Source organism: Enterococcus sp. LJL90 (genome assembly GCF_056924355.1).
Genome location: NZ_JBXPBQ010000008.1, coordinates 48,065 through 62,785, shown reverse-complemented (window position 1 = coordinate 62,785; position 14,721 = coordinate 48,065). Strand labels below are relative to the sequence as shown.

The window sequence follows — 14,721 nt, the reverse complement described above, 5'->3', positions numbered from 1 at the left end:
GTCTTAAAAACTTTTTTTAGCCATAATTTTTTTGGCAATTAGGTAAGAACAACCCAAAAGCAAAACGCAAAGGCCGAAAACGACAATCACCGATAAAACCGGTTCTTCAATCATTTTTTGTAAGATTGCTAGACCCTTCACCAGCCAAGCTTGAGGCAGTTGTTGAAAGCCAAAGAAAATGACAATGATTACCCCCATGGTCGCCACCAAGACGATGCTTTGATTCTTTTCCCCTTGGAATTTTAATTGCAACGGCAGCGACACAGCTAAATACACACTGACAAAGAGCAGGCCTCCTAACAGCACCAAGCCAAAACTTTGTAAATCGAAGGGATTTTGTTTAATCGCAAAGAGGGCAACAATTAATAAAGCAGCCAATATCAACCCAACGGCTGCCCCTATGAAACTCAGCAAGTATTTTTCCCTTGTATAAATTTTTCGAGAAATCGGCAGGCTGAATAAAAAGCGCTCGCTGTTATCCGCAGCATCCATAGCGATGGTGCCGATGATAATGGTCATTGTTAAAAAAGGAATGATAATGACCGCTAAATAAGGAATTGTTTGAACATTGAAGCTAAAGAGGAGCATAATCGCCAGATAGGTGATTAATTTTCGGCGGTCGTTTAATAACGCAATATCTTTGATAATTAACCCTTTCATACAGCAACCCTCCCTAAAATAATTTCTAAAACATTGTCTAGTGTAGCTTTCTCAACGACTACACTTGGATAATTATCCAAGAAAAATTGTCGCTGATCTGTTAAGCATTGATACCCCCAGTTTTCCTTAGCTGTAAAGAGCAGATAATCCGGTTCCATGGCTTGATATTGTTCAGGTGTTAATTTAACGACACCATAGAAGTCGGTGATAGCGGCAGTTTCTTCTTTAAATATAATTTTCCCGTCGTCAATCAGATAGATGAAATCACAAAGCCCCTCAAGGTCACTGGAAATATGGGAGCTGATTAAAATCCCGTGATTTTCCTCCTCCATAAACTGGTGCAGTCGCTGCAATAAGTCATTGCGGGCCATCAAATCAAGTCCGGCTGTCGGCTCATCAAGAATTAATAAATCAGCACCAAAGCTAGTGGCAATAATTATTTTTAATTTTGCCAGCATCCCAGTTGAATATTCTGCTAATTTTTGGCTAGGTTTTAATTTTTGTGCCTGACAATCCGTTAAAAATTTTTCCTTTTGAAAAGCAGGGTAAAAACCAGCTAAGATTTGAGCCACCTGTTTTAAGGTCAAATCTTTTGAAAAGCCACTATCTGAGTAGGCGACGCCGATTTTTTCTTTATCCGTCGCTGTCAAACTAGCAAACTCTTTACCTAAGAGTTTGATTTCACCCGCTTCATAGGGTACCAAGTCCATCAATATTTTAAATAAAGTCGTTTTGCCGGCACCATTGCGACCAATCAGGCCGACGACTTGATTATTTTCCACCTGTAGAGAACAGTCCAACTGAAAGTCCCCGTAATTTTTTTTGAGATGATTCACTTCCAACAACATTATGATTCCTCCAATAACATTTCAAATAGTTCCAACAGTTCTTTTTTAGTAATTCCGGCTTTTTCAGCCTTGGTGATAATCGCCTCAAAGGCTGTTTCAATTTCTTTGTTGACATCTTCTTGCACGAGATTTTGATTATTCGTGGCAATAAAAGAACCCTTACCATGAACCGTCACCGTGTAGCCTTCAGTCTCTAGTTGGTCATAGGCCTTCTTGACCGTTAACGAAGAAATTTTGTGATCCTTAGCCAGAGAACGAATCGAAGGCAGCATATCATTTTCTTTTAGCTCGCCGGAAATCAAATTTTCTTTAATTTGTTCAATAATTTGCTCATAGATTGGTACCATCGATGAGTGATTAATAATTAAATGCATTGTCGACAACTCCTTATAAACAGTATAGAACAATTTGCATTCTGTTGTCAACTGTTTATAGTGTTTATCCGAAAATTCCGAACGAAACCAAAAAGTCTTCTGGAAAGTTTAGTAAAGAATTATACCTCAGCAGTTAAATGTGGTATATTCTAAACGGACAAAAGTCCAAAAATATCAGAGTAGGAGACAAAGCGTTAAGTGCTGATGGGATGGGATGTTGCCCGTTGGACGAAGGGATTTTTTTTCCGCGGTTTTGTTTTCGCATTCGCTGCATAGCATGTAGCAGCTCTAAAAGGAGATGCTTGCAATGAAAAAATTGACGACGTATTCGATTGCAATTATGGGACTTTTAATTGCGTTGACGATTGTCATGACTAGACTGTTCTCTGTTGAAACAACTTTTCTCAGAATAAGTTTGGGATTTGTCCCTCAGGTGATGATGGGCATTTTATTTGGACCTCTGTGGTCTGGAATTGGTGGAGTGCTGGCGGATTTTATCGGCGTTACGCTGTTAGGGAAAGCGCCGTTTTTTATCGGTTTTACAATCAGTGCTTTTGTTGAAGGAAGTATTTACGGCTGGTTTCTTTATAAGAAAAATATTACCTGGCAGCGGACGATCGTCTGTGTGCTGGTAGTTTTTTTGGTCAGCCGATTATTTTTGACGCCTTTATGGTTAGGGCTGATGTATCATGTACCGTTTTTCAGTTGGGTTATCTGGGGACAGCGACTGCTTAGTGCGGCAATTTCTTTTCCAATCCAAGTGGCAATTACTTATCTAGTTGCCAAAAGTGTGCCCTATAAACGTTTGTTAAGAACCGCAAATTTATTTAAATAAAAAAAGACTGAGCAGCCACATCCCGACTGCTCAGTTTTTTTTAATCGATATTTCTTAAATCAAGGATCATGCGGCTACGAATGATACCGGCTTCCATCTCTTCAAAATTGTATTGATGTCCTCCATGTCCCGCATGTGATATTGAGGAACCATCTTGCCTTCAGCACCAAATTGGAACGCTTCTTCTAAATCTTTTATCGTGCCGACTAATGAACCAACCACTTCGATTTCGTCAAGAACAAGCCGAGGGATGCCCAGATCGATTGATTCAACCGGCAAGCCAACGGCAACCACTCTGGCTCCAGCTCTCACCGCATCAACAGCGCCATTAAAGGCTGATTTACCAACAGCCGTTACCACTGCATCATGGGCACCGCCAATTTTTTTCTAAGTGTTTTACAAAAAGGTGGACTATTTTTTTTTTAAAATAAGTGGAAGTTATCAGCTAGAATTTTTTGCAAATTTTTTTCCTTTCACAGATAGGCTATCTGTGGGAAAATAAAGAGAAGAGAATTGAGGAGGGGAAGCAAATGAAAGCAAAACATTTTTTAGCCGCTGCCAGTCTTTCCGGTGCAGCTTATTTTGGTGCTGGAACTTATTTTTATGATTTAGCAATGAAGCGAGGGGATAAATTTTTCCTGCAGAACAATCCAAATTTACCGATGGGTACTAGCGGTACCGCAGAAGAGCAGGCAGACCGCCAAGCCAAAGTCAGTCAGTGGGTGGAAACAACCCCGAAAAAAAATATGGAAATGCTCTCTTTTGATGGGTTGCAGTTAAAGGGTACCGCCTTTTTGCAAGAGGGCGGTTCCCACGGCTGGATGATTATGGTTCATGGTTATATGGCCGACCAAAAAGCAATGTATCCTTTTGCTAGAGAATTTTATCAATTTGGGTTCAATATTTTAACAATCGATTGTCGGGGTTGCGGCCGCAGTGAAGGCGAGTATACGACGATGGGCTGGTACGATCGCTTGGATGTGAAAGAGTGGGCGGAGGCAATTGTCCGTTATGATTCAGACAGTGAAATTGTTTTATTTGGAATCTCAATGGGGGGCGCAACTGTTATGATGACCGCCGGCGAAGAGCTGCCAGAAAATGTCAAATGTATTGTCGAAGACTGCGGCTATACCTCGATTCATGACATTTTAGCCTTTCAATTGAAACAGATTTTTAAGTTGCCGGAATTTCCTTTGATGAATGCAGCCAGTACAGTGGCTAATCTACGGGCGGGTTATCGCTTGAAAGAAGCTTCCGCAGTCAGACAATTGGCAAAAAATAAACGGCCGATTATGTTTATTCACGGCGATCAAGATGCATTCGTACCTTATGAAATGCTAGCAGAAGTTTATGCTGCCACGGATGCTCCGAAGGAAAGCTTAACTGTTGTAGGTGCTGCCCATGGTATGGCCTATGAAAGTGATCCAGAAACTTATGTCACCAACGTCATGAATTTTATCGTGAAAAATATTTTATAAAAATAAACTCCCTTGCAACAAGCGAATAGGCTTAATGCAAAGGAGTTTTTTTCTTTATCTAAGTAAATAAATCGAAAATGGATTTATTCGCTAAATTGGGCATGGTAAAGTTGAGAATAGTAACCATCGATTTTTAATAGATGATCATGGGTGCCGGCTTCAACAATTTGACCTTGCTCCATCACCAGAATTTTATCGGCATTTTTTATGGTCGACAGGCGATGGGCAATCACAAAACTGGTCTTACCCTCCATCATTGCCAGAAAAGCCGCTTGAATATTTTTTTCTGTTAAGGTATCGACAGAACTTGTTGCTTCATCCAAGATAAGCATAGGCGGATTGCTTAACATGGTGCGGGCAATTGTTAGCAATTGCCGCTGACCTTCGGAAATTTTTAAGCCGGAGGTACCGATGATGCTATCGAGTTTTTTCGGTAACCGCATAACAAAATCATACATGTACGTTTTTTTCAGAGCCTGATAAATTGCTTCATCATTAGCTTCAGCATTGCCAAATTGTAAATTTTCGCGGATGCTGGCGTCAAAGAGCCAAGTATCCTGTAGCACCATCCCAAATTGTTGCCGCAGATTATCCCGCTTTAAATCGGTAATATCCGTATCATCAACAGTTATTTTCCCTTGATCAACCTCATAAAATCGCATCAGCAAATTGACCAAAGTCGATTTGCCTGCACCAGTCCGTCCGACAATCGCAATCGTTTCACCGGGTTCAGCGGTAAAATTAAAATCACTGATTAATTTTTGCTTTGGATCATAGGAAAATGCGACGTTTTCAAAGTGAACTTTACCGGCAACTTTTTCTAAAACAAGTTGTCCATCATCTTTTTCCACTGAATTGTCCAAAATTTCAAAGGCCCGATCCAAGCCGGCAATTGCCGTTTGGATTTGCGTGGTAATACCTGATAGCTCAATAAACGGTTTGGAAAACTGACTGGAATAGATAATAAAACTTGAAATCACACCGACAGTCACAGTTGGGCTGCCATTTAAGACTAAAAGACCGCCAATTAAGCCTATCATCAAATAGGCACCATGATCGACAAAGCGAGACAAGGGATTTGTCAAGGAGGATGAAAACTGGGCTTTTTGCCCTTTGACATTTAATTCCTGATTAATGGTTTCAAAATTTTGCTGATTTTGCTGTTCTCTTTGAAAGGCAATCACAATTTTTTGGTTGCTGACCATCTCACTGATAAAGCCAGATAATTCGCCGACAATCCGTTGCTGGTTGCCAAAATTTGCTTGTGAGGCCTTCGTTACCAACCAATTTACGATAAAAATAATCGGTGTTGTGACTAAGACAATCAAGGTCAGTGTTGGGCTAAGATAAAGCATAAATCCAAGGGAGGCAATGACAACAGCTGCCCCAGAAAATAATTGATTAAAGACAGCAGAAGCCGCTACGGAAATATTATCCATGTCGTTGGTAAAACGGCTGACAATATTGCCATGGGGCGTTTGGTCATAATATTTTAAAGGCAAAAAATTAAGGTGTTCAAAGACTTTTTTTCGTAAGTCAGCAACGGAAAGATAAGCCAAGTTATTGCCTAATTTTTGAATAAAAAATTGACTGATGCTGGCGACAAAGACAATTGCGACAAACATCATCAAAATAGCTACCAGTTGGCTAAAGTCAACTTGGCCGACTCCAATCAGCTGATCAACACTGTGGCCGATTTCATAAGTTAGTAAAACGGTCGCGATTCCGCTGATGATTCCCAAGAAAATAGCGGAGATAATTTCTTTTTTATAAGGCATTAAAAAAGGTAAAAATCGTTTTAATGAGCTAAAAGTTCCTTTAGTTTTCATCGCTGACCTCCTGATCGGTTTCCGCTTGAGAAGCGACAATTTCACGATAGACCGCTGATTGCTGCAGCAAATCTGAATGGCGGCCAATATCCGCCAAGCGACCATTTTCCATGACCAAAATTTGGTCAGCCGATTGAATCGAGCGCACTCTTTGAGAAATGATGATAACGGCACCTTGATAATCCCGTTTTAAAGCTTGGCGTAAAAGTAAATCTGTTTGGTAATCTAGAGCGCTCAAAGAATCGTCTAAAATCAAGAGCTGGCTTTGAGCCATTAAGCCACGGGCAATACACAGACGCTGTTGTTGGCCGCCGGAAAAGTTCTTGCCGCCTTCTTCTACTTTAGTGTCGAGCCCTTTAGGTAGCTGTTGGACAAACTCTAGACACTGGGCGATGGTCAGTGCTTGATAGCATTCTTCGTCTGTGGCAGCGGCTTTCCCCCACTGCAGATTTTCTCTAATTGTTCCATTGAAGAGAACGGCTTTTTGCGGAACCATTGCAACTTGGCTGCGAAGTTGTGTTAAAGACCAATCTTTAACATCAATCTCAGCAAAAGTCACTTGCCCAGCTGTAGCATCATAGAAGCGGGGAATTAACTGTGTAAGAGTGGATTTACCGCTACCAGTAGCACCGATAATCCCTAAGATGGAATTATTGGCCATCGTAAAGCTGATATTTTCTAAAGCCAAACCAGAATCAGCGGTGTAGCGAAAGTCAACATTTTGAAAAGCTAAAAGGGTTTTTGTTGAGCTAGTTTCTCTCGCTTGACTGCCGTCAGCACTTAAATTATTTTCACTAGCTAGGACTTCTTTGACCCGAGTGCTGCTGGCGGCTGCTCTGGTGAAAATCACTACCAAATTGGAAACGACAATCAAAGCCAACAGCATTTGGTTCATATAATTAACTAACGCAACGACTTCTCCTTGTTGCAAAGAACCGATATTAACCCGAATGCCACCGAAATAAAGTAAGGCGACAATTCCCATATTCATGATGAAGGTAGTTGCCGGACTTAAGAGGGCAGAAATATTTGAGACCCGCAGATAGACTTTCGACAAGTCATCTGTACTTTCATTGAAATTCTTTTTTTCAGTATTGCGACGGGCAAAGGCGCGAATTACTCTGACCCCGCTTAAATTTTGGCTGACCAGCTCATTAATCCGGTCAAGTTTTTGCTGAACTTGCCGATATAAAGGAACAGTCTTGGTGACAATAAAAAATAAAATAATGCAAAAAAGCGGCAACAGCAAAAGAAAAATTAATCCCATCTGCCAGTTGATATAAAAGGCCATCACAACGGAGCCAATACTTAAAAATGGCGCTCGAATAACAAGGCGGATCAACATTGCTAAGGCTAGCTGCAACTGATTGATATCACTGGTTATGCGGGTAATTAAAGTATCCGTGCCAAATTCATTTAGTTGGCTGTGGGAAAAATGATTGATTTTGTTCATCAATTGATTGCGCAGCTCAGTACCAAAGCCTTGAGAAGCAATGGAAGCGTAGTATTGGCAAATCATGGCGCAAATCAAGCCGACGACCGATAAGACAATCATCCAAATTGTCATGCGGATGACTTCGCTGCGATTGCCAGCAGTAATCCCTTGGTCGATTAGGGCAGCCATTAATAGAGGCAGCAACAGCTCAAAGACCGCTTCTAAAAATTTGAAAATCGGTCCGAGAATCACTTGTTTACGATAATTTTTGGCATATTTTAATAATTGAACCATTTTAAACTCCTTTGCAGCAGCAGATTATTTAGTTTTACATAATAATAGAAGAAAGATACTCGTCTATTGTAGACTAACTTTTCCGGCAAAGAAAGTCCGGTGCTATATTTTAAGGTTGAAACGGGTACTTTTTCGATTTTTTTGCTAAAATAGTTTTAAAATGAGAATAGAAATTGGAGAAAAATATGGATGAGTTTATTAAGGTAGTCTGGCTATTTTACATTTATTCTTTTATTGGATGGTTGTGGGAAACAGTTTATTGTTCCTTAAAAGCAGGACACTTTGTCTATCGAGGTTTTTTAATCGGACCTATTACACCAATTTATGGCTTCGGAATTTTAGGAGTTTTGTATTTTATTGAACCTTACCAAAATAATTTGCTTCTATTATATGTCTTGTCGGCCATCTTGGTGACTGTTTTGGAATATGTGACTAGTTTTGCTTTGGAAAAACTTTTTAATGCTTCTTTGTGGGATTATTCAAAGGTACCATTAAATATTAACGGCAGAGTGGCAATTCCCGTTTCCCTTTTTTGGGGTGTCGGTTGTGTCTTGATTGTCAAAGTTATCCATCCCCGGGTTTTAATGGCAGAAGGCTGGTTGGCCGCTCATTTTGGTGTCGTCCTGCCGATTATTATGATTGTCATTACCTTAGCTGATTTAACTTATACAGTCACCAATATGGCGTCCTTCAAGAAAGTTACCAAGGAGGTTGCACAGGTGATTGAAACTTCGCAAGCGGAATTTGAAGCTCGCCGCCAAACTCGTCATCAAGAATTGCAGACGAATGTCCGAAATGTGAAGGATAAAATTGCTGGTCAAATTTCCGATGTACAAAACGATTTGAGTCAAAGACGGAGTGAAGCCGCTAAATCTTGGCAGGAATATTTAACCAATAATCCGGATTTAAGAGGGAAATTGCCGAAATTCAATTTTAACCAGCGACGGATTGTGCGGGCCTTTCCCAATTTGAAGTATAAAAATCGCAGCAATATTAAAGATATCCAAGAACTGCTCTTGAAAAAAAGAGAAAAATAAAAAACTTCCAGAAATGTTACCAGAATGTTACAAGAAAGAAAATAAGGAAAAATTAAGAAAAACCTTGATTTGTTAAGGAGTTCTCCAGACTCTTAAAAAACTTTAATCCAATCGAGGAGATTTCTGCTTTTTTTGTAACAAAATGTAATCTCACTGCAACAAAAAACCTTTTATTAATCTGTATAATTACTGCGGAGATCAAGTTGAGAAACTTTGATGAAAGGTGTGGGATTTAGTGAAAGCAAGAAAAAGCATAGTGTTACTATCTGCGTTACTTTTAACCAGTACGGTTTCACCAATGTTTGTGGGTGCCGATACAATTGATGATTTAAATTCACAAGAAAGTGATTTAAACAATCAAGCAGATTCAATCAACTCACAAATTACCGGCGCAATGGATCAAGCGCAAGCAACTGCAGATCAAATCGATGCTTTAAGTACTTCGGTTGCCGATAACCAAGAAAAATTAGTACAAACCCAAGGGGATATCGAAACAACCAAAGCGAATATTGAAGAGCGTAAAGCGGCTGTAGCCGAACGGATGCAGGATATTCAATTAAATGGTTCCAGCGAAAGAGATTGGCAAGCGTTACTAGATGCGGAAAGTATTACTGACTTTGTCAACCGTGTTTATGCAATGACTGTTTTACAAAGCGCTGAAAACGATAAAATTGAAAGCCTGAATACAGAACAAGCTAAGTTAGAAGAATTAGAAACGCAATTGGCTGATACACAAGCTGAGCTTGAAGCTAATCAGGCAGACTTGGAAACTCAAAGTGCGGCTTATATCACACAGGTGAACGACTTAAAAGTTCAACTAGCGAATAATCAAGACGCTTTAGCCGGTGTTGTTGCCAGCAAAGAAGAAGAGGAAGCTCGCATTGCTGCTCAAGCAGAAGCCGATCGTTTAGCAGCCGAACAAGCTGCTGCAGATGCTCAAGCAGAAGCCGATCGTTTAGCAGCTGAGCAAGCGCAGGCCGCAGAAACACCTGTCGCTCAACCAGAAACAAATTCTAGTACAAACAATAGCGGGTCAACTGGTTCAACCAATAATGGTAATAATAATAGTGGTTCAACTGGTGGCTCATCAACAGTTACTGATGCAGAAGAATTAGCAGCCAAAGAATGGATTGCCATGAAGGAATCGGGCGGTTCGTATACTGTTTATTCTGCAAGTGGTCAGCATTATGGTCGCTATCAATTATTATTAAGCTATCTTGGCGGCGATTTATCTCCGGAAAATCAAGAGAGGGTTGCTGATAATTATGTGAAACAACGTTATGGCTCATGGGTGGCTGCAAAAGCTTATCACCTAAGTCATAATTGGTATTAAAAAACTGACGCAAGTCAGTTTTTTTTTGCACTTTTTTTAACTGACAGTCAAAAGGAAAACTTTTGTTCCCATCGTTTTTTATGTATAATAGAGAAGGATTAAGTGAGGGGAAGGACATGGCAAAAAAAAGAAAAACCAAAAAACAGCAAAAACAACAGGAACAGTTGATGCTAATTTTGATTGGCATTGGCTTTATTTTTTTAGCAGGCTTTAGTTTATTTCAATTAGGCTTTTTAGGTCGCTTGGTCGCCAATGGCTTAAGATTAATTGGCGGTAACGCCTATCCGATTTTATCGGTGCTCTTAGTGATTTACGGCGGCTTTTTAATTCTGCAAAACAAAACCTTCAAAATAAAAAAGCCCCGGCGACTTGCTGGCTTATCAATTTTTCTTTTGGGAATTTTACTTTTCCTACATATCCGCTTATTTAGCGGAATGCAAACCGAAGGAAACGTTATTACGATTACTTGGGATCTTTTGTTGCAGGATATCCGCCACAATCAAATTTCAGCAAATGTCGGCGGTGGTATACTCGGAGCTGTTTTATACAGCGGCAGTCATTTTTTAGTGGCTGATTTTGGCAGCTATATCATTTGTTTATTATTCTGGCTAATAGGAATTTATCTTTTCAGTGGCATGGATCTGCAGCGGATTTTAGACTTTCTGCAAAAGGTCAATGAATGGCTTCAAGGGGATCCAAAGAAAGAACAAAAAACAACTAGACAGCAAAGAGCTCCTGAAAAAAAAGTAGCAAAAACTAAGGCAGCACCAGCTGAGCCATCATTTGTTGAGGGGGCTACGGATGATGATGATTTAAGCTGGGCTCAAAAGCGAAAATTAAAAAAAGCCGAACGAGTGGCAGCTCAACGGGAAGCTGCCGAGGCTGAGGTGGCCCGCCGCAAGCAAAACCAAGTGCGGCCGTTGTCTCCTGGTGAAGAATTAGCTCAAGAAATGTATCGGGAAGAAGAAAGCGAGCCGGTACCCGTGCAGCTGGAAATCCCGATTGATAGCTTTCAAAATAATTCGGTTTCAACATCAGCTCAAAAGCATTACGAAGAGCCAGAAGAAGCCGATAATGAAGATTTAGAATTTGCGATTCAAGCAGAACCGGAAGACCGTGATTATCAATTGCCACCATCCACCTTGTTAGATTCGATTCCGACAGCGGATCAAAGTGGCGAATACAAAAAAATTGAAGAAAATATCGGCGTGTTGGAAAATACCTTCAAAAGTTTTGGCGTCGAGGCCCGGGTGGTCAAAGCCAGCCTAGGACCATCAGTGACAAAATTTGAAATTCAACCGGCTGTTGGTGTTAAAGTCAGCAAGATTGTCAATCTTACTGACGATATTGCCTTGGCTTTAGCCGCCAAGGATGTCCGGATGGAAGCACCAATTCCAGGAAAATCACTGATTGGTATTGAAGTGCCGAATTCGACTGTCAGCACTGTTTCCTTCAGAGATATTATTGAAGCTCAGCCAGATCATCCAGATAAAATTCTGGAAGTGCCGTTAGGTCGAGATATTTCTGGCTTAGTTCAGGTGGCAGATTTAACTAAGATGCCCCACCTTTTGATTGCCGGTTCGACTGGTAGCGGGAAATCGGTGGCTATTAACGGAATCATTACGAGTATTTTAATGCGGGCCAAGCCCCATGAAGTAAAATTGATGATGATTGATCCGAAAATGGTGGAGTTAAATGTGTATAACGGGATTCCCCATCTGCTAACGCCGGTGGTCACTAACCCGCGAAAAGCTGCGCAAGCTTTGCAAAAAGTGGTCAAGGAAATGGAAGAGCGTTACGAAAAATTTGCTGCAACAGGAGTTCGTAATATCAGCGGATATAACGAACTGATTACTCAAAAAAATCTTGAGGATGGTCAAAACCATCCGATTTTACCGTTTATTGTGGTGATTGTCGATGAGTTAGCTGACTTGATGATGGTGGCCAGTAATGAAGTCGAGGATGCAATTATTCGTTTGGCCCAGATGGCTCGGGCAGCGGGAATTCATATGATTTTAGCGACGCAACGACCAAGTGTTGATGTTATCACAGGGATCATCAAAGCCAACGTGCCTTCACGGATTGCCTTTGCGGTTTCTAGCGGGACTGACTCTCGAACGATTATTGACAGCAATGGGGCTGAAAAATTATTAGGTCGCGGTGATATGCTCTTTTTACCGATGGGTGAAAATAAACCGATTCGGGTACAAGGAGCCTTTATCTCTGATCATGAAGTTGAACGGGTCGTTAAGTTTGTCACGGATCAACAAGAAGCTGACTATCAAGAAAGCATGATGGTGACAGAAGAAGAGGAGCCGACCTCAAATCCTAGCGAGCATCCTTTAGACGATTTATACGAGCCGGCCAAAGAATTGGTGGTGGATATGCAAACCGCCAGTATTTCTTTTTTACAGCGGCGTTTTAGAATCGGCTATAATCGGGCAGCGAGAATCGTTGATGAGCTAGAGGAAAATGGCGTGATTGGACCTTCAGTTGGCAGTAAGCCGCGGGAAGTCTATCTGCAAAAAGAACCGGAGACAGATGAGCCGGAGGTTTTTGAATAAACCGAATTGATTAAAATTGTGTTGGCTGATGTAAAATTCAGTTGACACAATTTTTTTTGTTTTTTTTACGTTGATTTTTGTTAAAATAGGGATGAGTAAAGAGAATGGAGTGGTCATTATGAAGAAAAATTTAAATCAGGCTGCTGCTAAGAATTTATGCAACGTCACTTGAATTAGATAAGAAAGAGGTTCTATGACACAAGCAAATATCACATTAACACCAGTTACCACGGAAAATATCGACCAGATTTTGGCTTTGACTGTGTAAAAAAGTCAAGAGAGCTACGTGGCGAGCACCTGTAACAGCTTGGCCTATGCCTATGTTATGCGGGATTTCGTCAATCCCTATGGCATTTATTTAGCCGAGGAACTGATTGGTTACGTCTCAATTATTTTTGATGAAGAGGACCGGATGTATAATATCTGGCATTTTCTAATAGATGCCCGTTTTCAAGGCAAGGGCTATGGCAGATTAGCTTTACTGGCCATCCTTGAAATTGTCAGAGAGAAAGCTCAAGGTCTAACAGAGATATTGGCCTTAAGTGTTGAACCGGACAATCAAGCTGCAATTCATTTATATGAAACAGCTGGCTTTTATAAGACCGGTGAAATTGTCGAAGGGGAAAGCGTGATGCTTTTCAAATTGAAATAAAAAAATTGCCGCTGATGGAAGAGCTGAAACAACCTCATCAGTGGCAATTTTGTTTTATTTTTTACCAGCCGCCTGAGGAGCCACCGCCACCGGAAGAACCGCCGCCAAAGGAACCCCACGAGCCGTCGCTACCAGAACCAGAGCTATTATTGTCGGACCAGTTGCTGGAATTATAGTTTGAAGCTAGATAAGCTGTTGTTAAAATGGTCCCGTCACTTGAATACAAGGTGTCGCCAATCAGCACGCGGCCTAAGCCTTTCGCTGTGGCTCCGTAAGTGTTCAAGAGCCGTCCTTGAATTACGGCACGCCGTATGCCTTGAAGAGTCAGGGCTAAGAAGAGACCGCTTTTCAAAATATAAAACAAATCGGTTTTGCGAATGGCACTTGTTGATAACTGAGCAGTGTTTGCTTCAGAAATTTTTTCCTGATAATCCTGCAGATAATGTTTTAAGTAGCTGCGACTTCTTAACAAAAGGCCAATCATCAATAGACTAATGAAGGCGAGTAGCAGCATGCTGATAATCAGCAGCCAATGAATTAATTTGGCTGTGCCCAGCTCGTCTTCAATGCGTGCGATATTGGAGTCCACCAAAGCGGTTTTAGAATTCATCAAATTAAAGGTTTCGTCCAGCACTTGATTGACGCCAGTATTGTAATCCTCATCTCTAAAGGCTTCAACCACGGCATCATCTTCGGTAATATCACTAGCTAAGCTATCAGTAATCGTGCCCTCCAGTCCATAGCCAACCTCAAGACGAAATTCTCGGTCGTCAACGGCAACTAAATACAAGACGCCATTGCTTTCCTCGGCGTTGCCGATTCCCAGCTGATTAAAAATATCATTCGCCAGTTCATCAATATCCTCACCAGCTAAATCTGGTAAGGTGACGACCATCAGTTGCGCGCCGTTGGTACTGGCAGCCAATTCTTTATTTAAGCTGTATATTTTTTCCTTCGTTGCACTGTCTAAGATTCCCGCATTGTCAGTGGCGAAAATATTGTTGCGATTGATGGCTAAGGTAATATTTGTGCCATCGATAGGAACCTGATAGTTGTCTTCATTGCTGGGATAATCTTTGAGATTAGCTAGATTATCCTCTAGCGTCTGATCAAAATCAATCGTCTCAGACTCAATTGTGCCATCTAAAATGCCCTGGCGCTGTTCAGACAGTGTATCTAATTGTTGTGAGTAGTCTGACAGTCTGTTTTGATATGAAGTATTGTTGACAGCAGTTCTAAAAAAGATAAAACCACTGACAACTAAAGCAATTAAAAACAGACCAGCGGCAATCAAACTACGCCGCCGCAGATGATGGTAATTCGTTACTACCTGCTGATTTAAAGCAGCAGCATCTTGGGAAGTCTGTCTATTTTTCATCTGC

The 14,721-nt window shown here is 41.0% G+C and carries 12 protein-coding genes, 1 pseudogene and 1 riboswitch; of the genes and pseudogenes, 6 read left to right on the top strand and 7 right to left on the bottom strand.

Going from position 1 to position 14,721, the window contains the following annotated elements; all coding sequences use genetic code 11:
* Positions 1-3: 3 nt before the first annotated feature.
* Genes AC1Z3S_RS15600 through AC1Z3S_RS15590 form a run of 3 tightly spaced genes read right to left on the bottom strand, consistent with a single transcriptional unit; the run spans position 4 to position 1,882 of the window.
* Positions 4-660 carry an ABC-2 transporter permease gene (locus AC1Z3S_RS15600; protein ID WP_461741125.1) on the bottom strand — a complete coding sequence of 219 codons (657 nt, stop codon included), beginning with the start codon at positions 658-660 and terminating at the stop codon, positions 4-6.
* Positions 657-1,508, bottom strand: a complete 852-nt coding sequence (locus AC1Z3S_RS15595) for an ATP-binding cassette domain-containing protein (RefSeq protein ID WP_461741124.1) — start codon at positions 1,506-1,508, stop codon at positions 657-659. The genes AC1Z3S_RS15600 and AC1Z3S_RS15595 overlap by 4 nt, the downstream gene beginning before the upstream one ends.
* Positions 1,508-1,882 (bottom strand): GntR family transcriptional regulator, encoded by a 375-nt coding sequence (locus AC1Z3S_RS15590; protein ID WP_461741123.1) that lies wholly within the window; start codon positions 1,880-1,882, stop codon positions 1,508-1,510. The genes AC1Z3S_RS15595 and AC1Z3S_RS15590 overlap by 1 nt, the downstream gene beginning before the upstream one ends.
* Before the next feature lie 173 nt (positions 1,883-2,055).
* A riboswitch (THF riboswitch) is annotated at positions 2,056-2,155 on the top strand.
* Between the two features lie 34 nt (positions 2,156-2,189).
* Here AC1Z3S_RS15590 and AC1Z3S_RS15585 point away from each other — a divergent pair.
* On the top strand, positions 2,190-2,717 hold the full coding sequence (locus AC1Z3S_RS15585) for a folate family ECF transporter S component (protein WP_461741122.1): 528 nt from the start codon (positions 2,190-2,192) through the stop codon (positions 2,715-2,717).
* Between the two features lie 40 nt (positions 2,718-2,757).
* On the opposite strand, the pseudogene AC1Z3S_RS15580 reads toward AC1Z3S_RS15585, so the two are convergent.
* A pseudogene (locus AC1Z3S_RS15580) lies at positions 2,758-3,104 on the bottom strand (zinc-binding dehydrogenase); the annotation flags it as partial.
* A 143-nt stretch (positions 3,105-3,247) separates the two neighbouring features.
* On the opposite strand from AC1Z3S_RS15580, the gene AC1Z3S_RS15575 reads away from it, so the two are divergent.
* Positions 3,248-4,195 carry an alpha/beta hydrolase gene (locus AC1Z3S_RS15575; RefSeq protein WP_461741121.1) on the top strand — a complete coding sequence of 316 codons (948 nt, stop codon included), beginning with the start codon at positions 3,248-3,250 and terminating at the stop codon, positions 4,193-4,195.
* Between the two features lie 83 nt (positions 4,196-4,278).
* Here AC1Z3S_RS15575 and AC1Z3S_RS15570 read toward each other — a convergent pair whose 3' ends face one another.
* Together AC1Z3S_RS15570 and AC1Z3S_RS15565 are read right to left on the bottom strand one after the other, a co-directional pair.
* Positions 4,279-6,024 (bottom strand): ABC transporter ATP-binding protein, encoded by a 1,746-nt coding sequence (locus AC1Z3S_RS15570; RefSeq protein ID WP_461741120.1) that lies wholly within the window; start codon positions 6,022-6,024, stop codon positions 4,279-4,281.
* Complete coding sequence (locus AC1Z3S_RS15565; RefSeq protein WP_461741119.1) at positions 6,014-7,753, bottom strand: ABC transporter ATP-binding protein; 1,740 nt, start codon at positions 7,751-7,753, stop codon at positions 6,014-6,016. Before AC1Z3S_RS15565 ends, AC1Z3S_RS15570 begins: the two co-directional genes overlap by 11 nt.
* A 185-nt stretch (positions 7,754-7,938) precedes the next feature.
* Between AC1Z3S_RS15565 and AC1Z3S_RS15560 the strand changes: the two genes are divergently transcribed.
* The 4 genes from AC1Z3S_RS15560 (at position 7,939) to AC1Z3S_RS15545 (ending at position 13,339) form a co-directional block, all read left to right on the top strand.
* Positions 7,939-8,790 carry a putative ABC transporter permease gene (locus tag AC1Z3S_RS15560; RefSeq protein ID WP_461741118.1) on the top strand — a complete coding sequence of 284 codons (852 nt, stop codon included), beginning with the start codon at positions 7,939-7,941 and terminating at the stop codon, positions 8,788-8,790.
* Between the two features lie 235 nt (positions 8,791-9,025).
* Positions 9,026-10,123, top strand: a complete 1,098-nt coding sequence (locus AC1Z3S_RS15555) for an aggregation-promoting factor C-terminal-like domain-containing protein (RefSeq protein ID WP_461741117.1) — start codon at positions 9,026-9,028, stop codon at positions 10,121-10,123.
* 116 nt (positions 10,124-10,239) lie between these two features.
* Positions 10,240-12,687 carry a DNA translocase FtsK gene (locus AC1Z3S_RS15550; protein ID WP_461741116.1) on the top strand — a complete coding sequence of 816 codons (2,448 nt, stop codon included), beginning with the start codon at positions 10,240-10,242 and terminating at the stop codon, positions 12,685-12,687.
* A 286-nt stretch (positions 12,688-12,973) separates the two neighbouring features.
* Positions 12,974-13,339 carry a GNAT family N-acetyltransferase gene (locus tag AC1Z3S_RS15545; protein WP_461741115.1) on the top strand — a complete coding sequence of 122 codons (366 nt, stop codon included), beginning with the start codon at positions 12,974-12,976 and terminating at the stop codon, positions 13,337-13,339.
* Between the two features lie 61 nt (positions 13,340-13,400).
* On the opposite strand, the gene AC1Z3S_RS15540 is transcribed toward AC1Z3S_RS15545, so the two are convergent.
* On the bottom strand, positions 13,401-14,717 hold the full coding sequence (locus tag AC1Z3S_RS15540; RefSeq protein ID WP_461741114.1) for a TPM domain-containing protein: 1,317 nt from the start codon (positions 14,715-14,717) through the stop codon (positions 13,401-13,403).
* Positions 14,718-14,721: the final 4 nt, after the last annotated feature.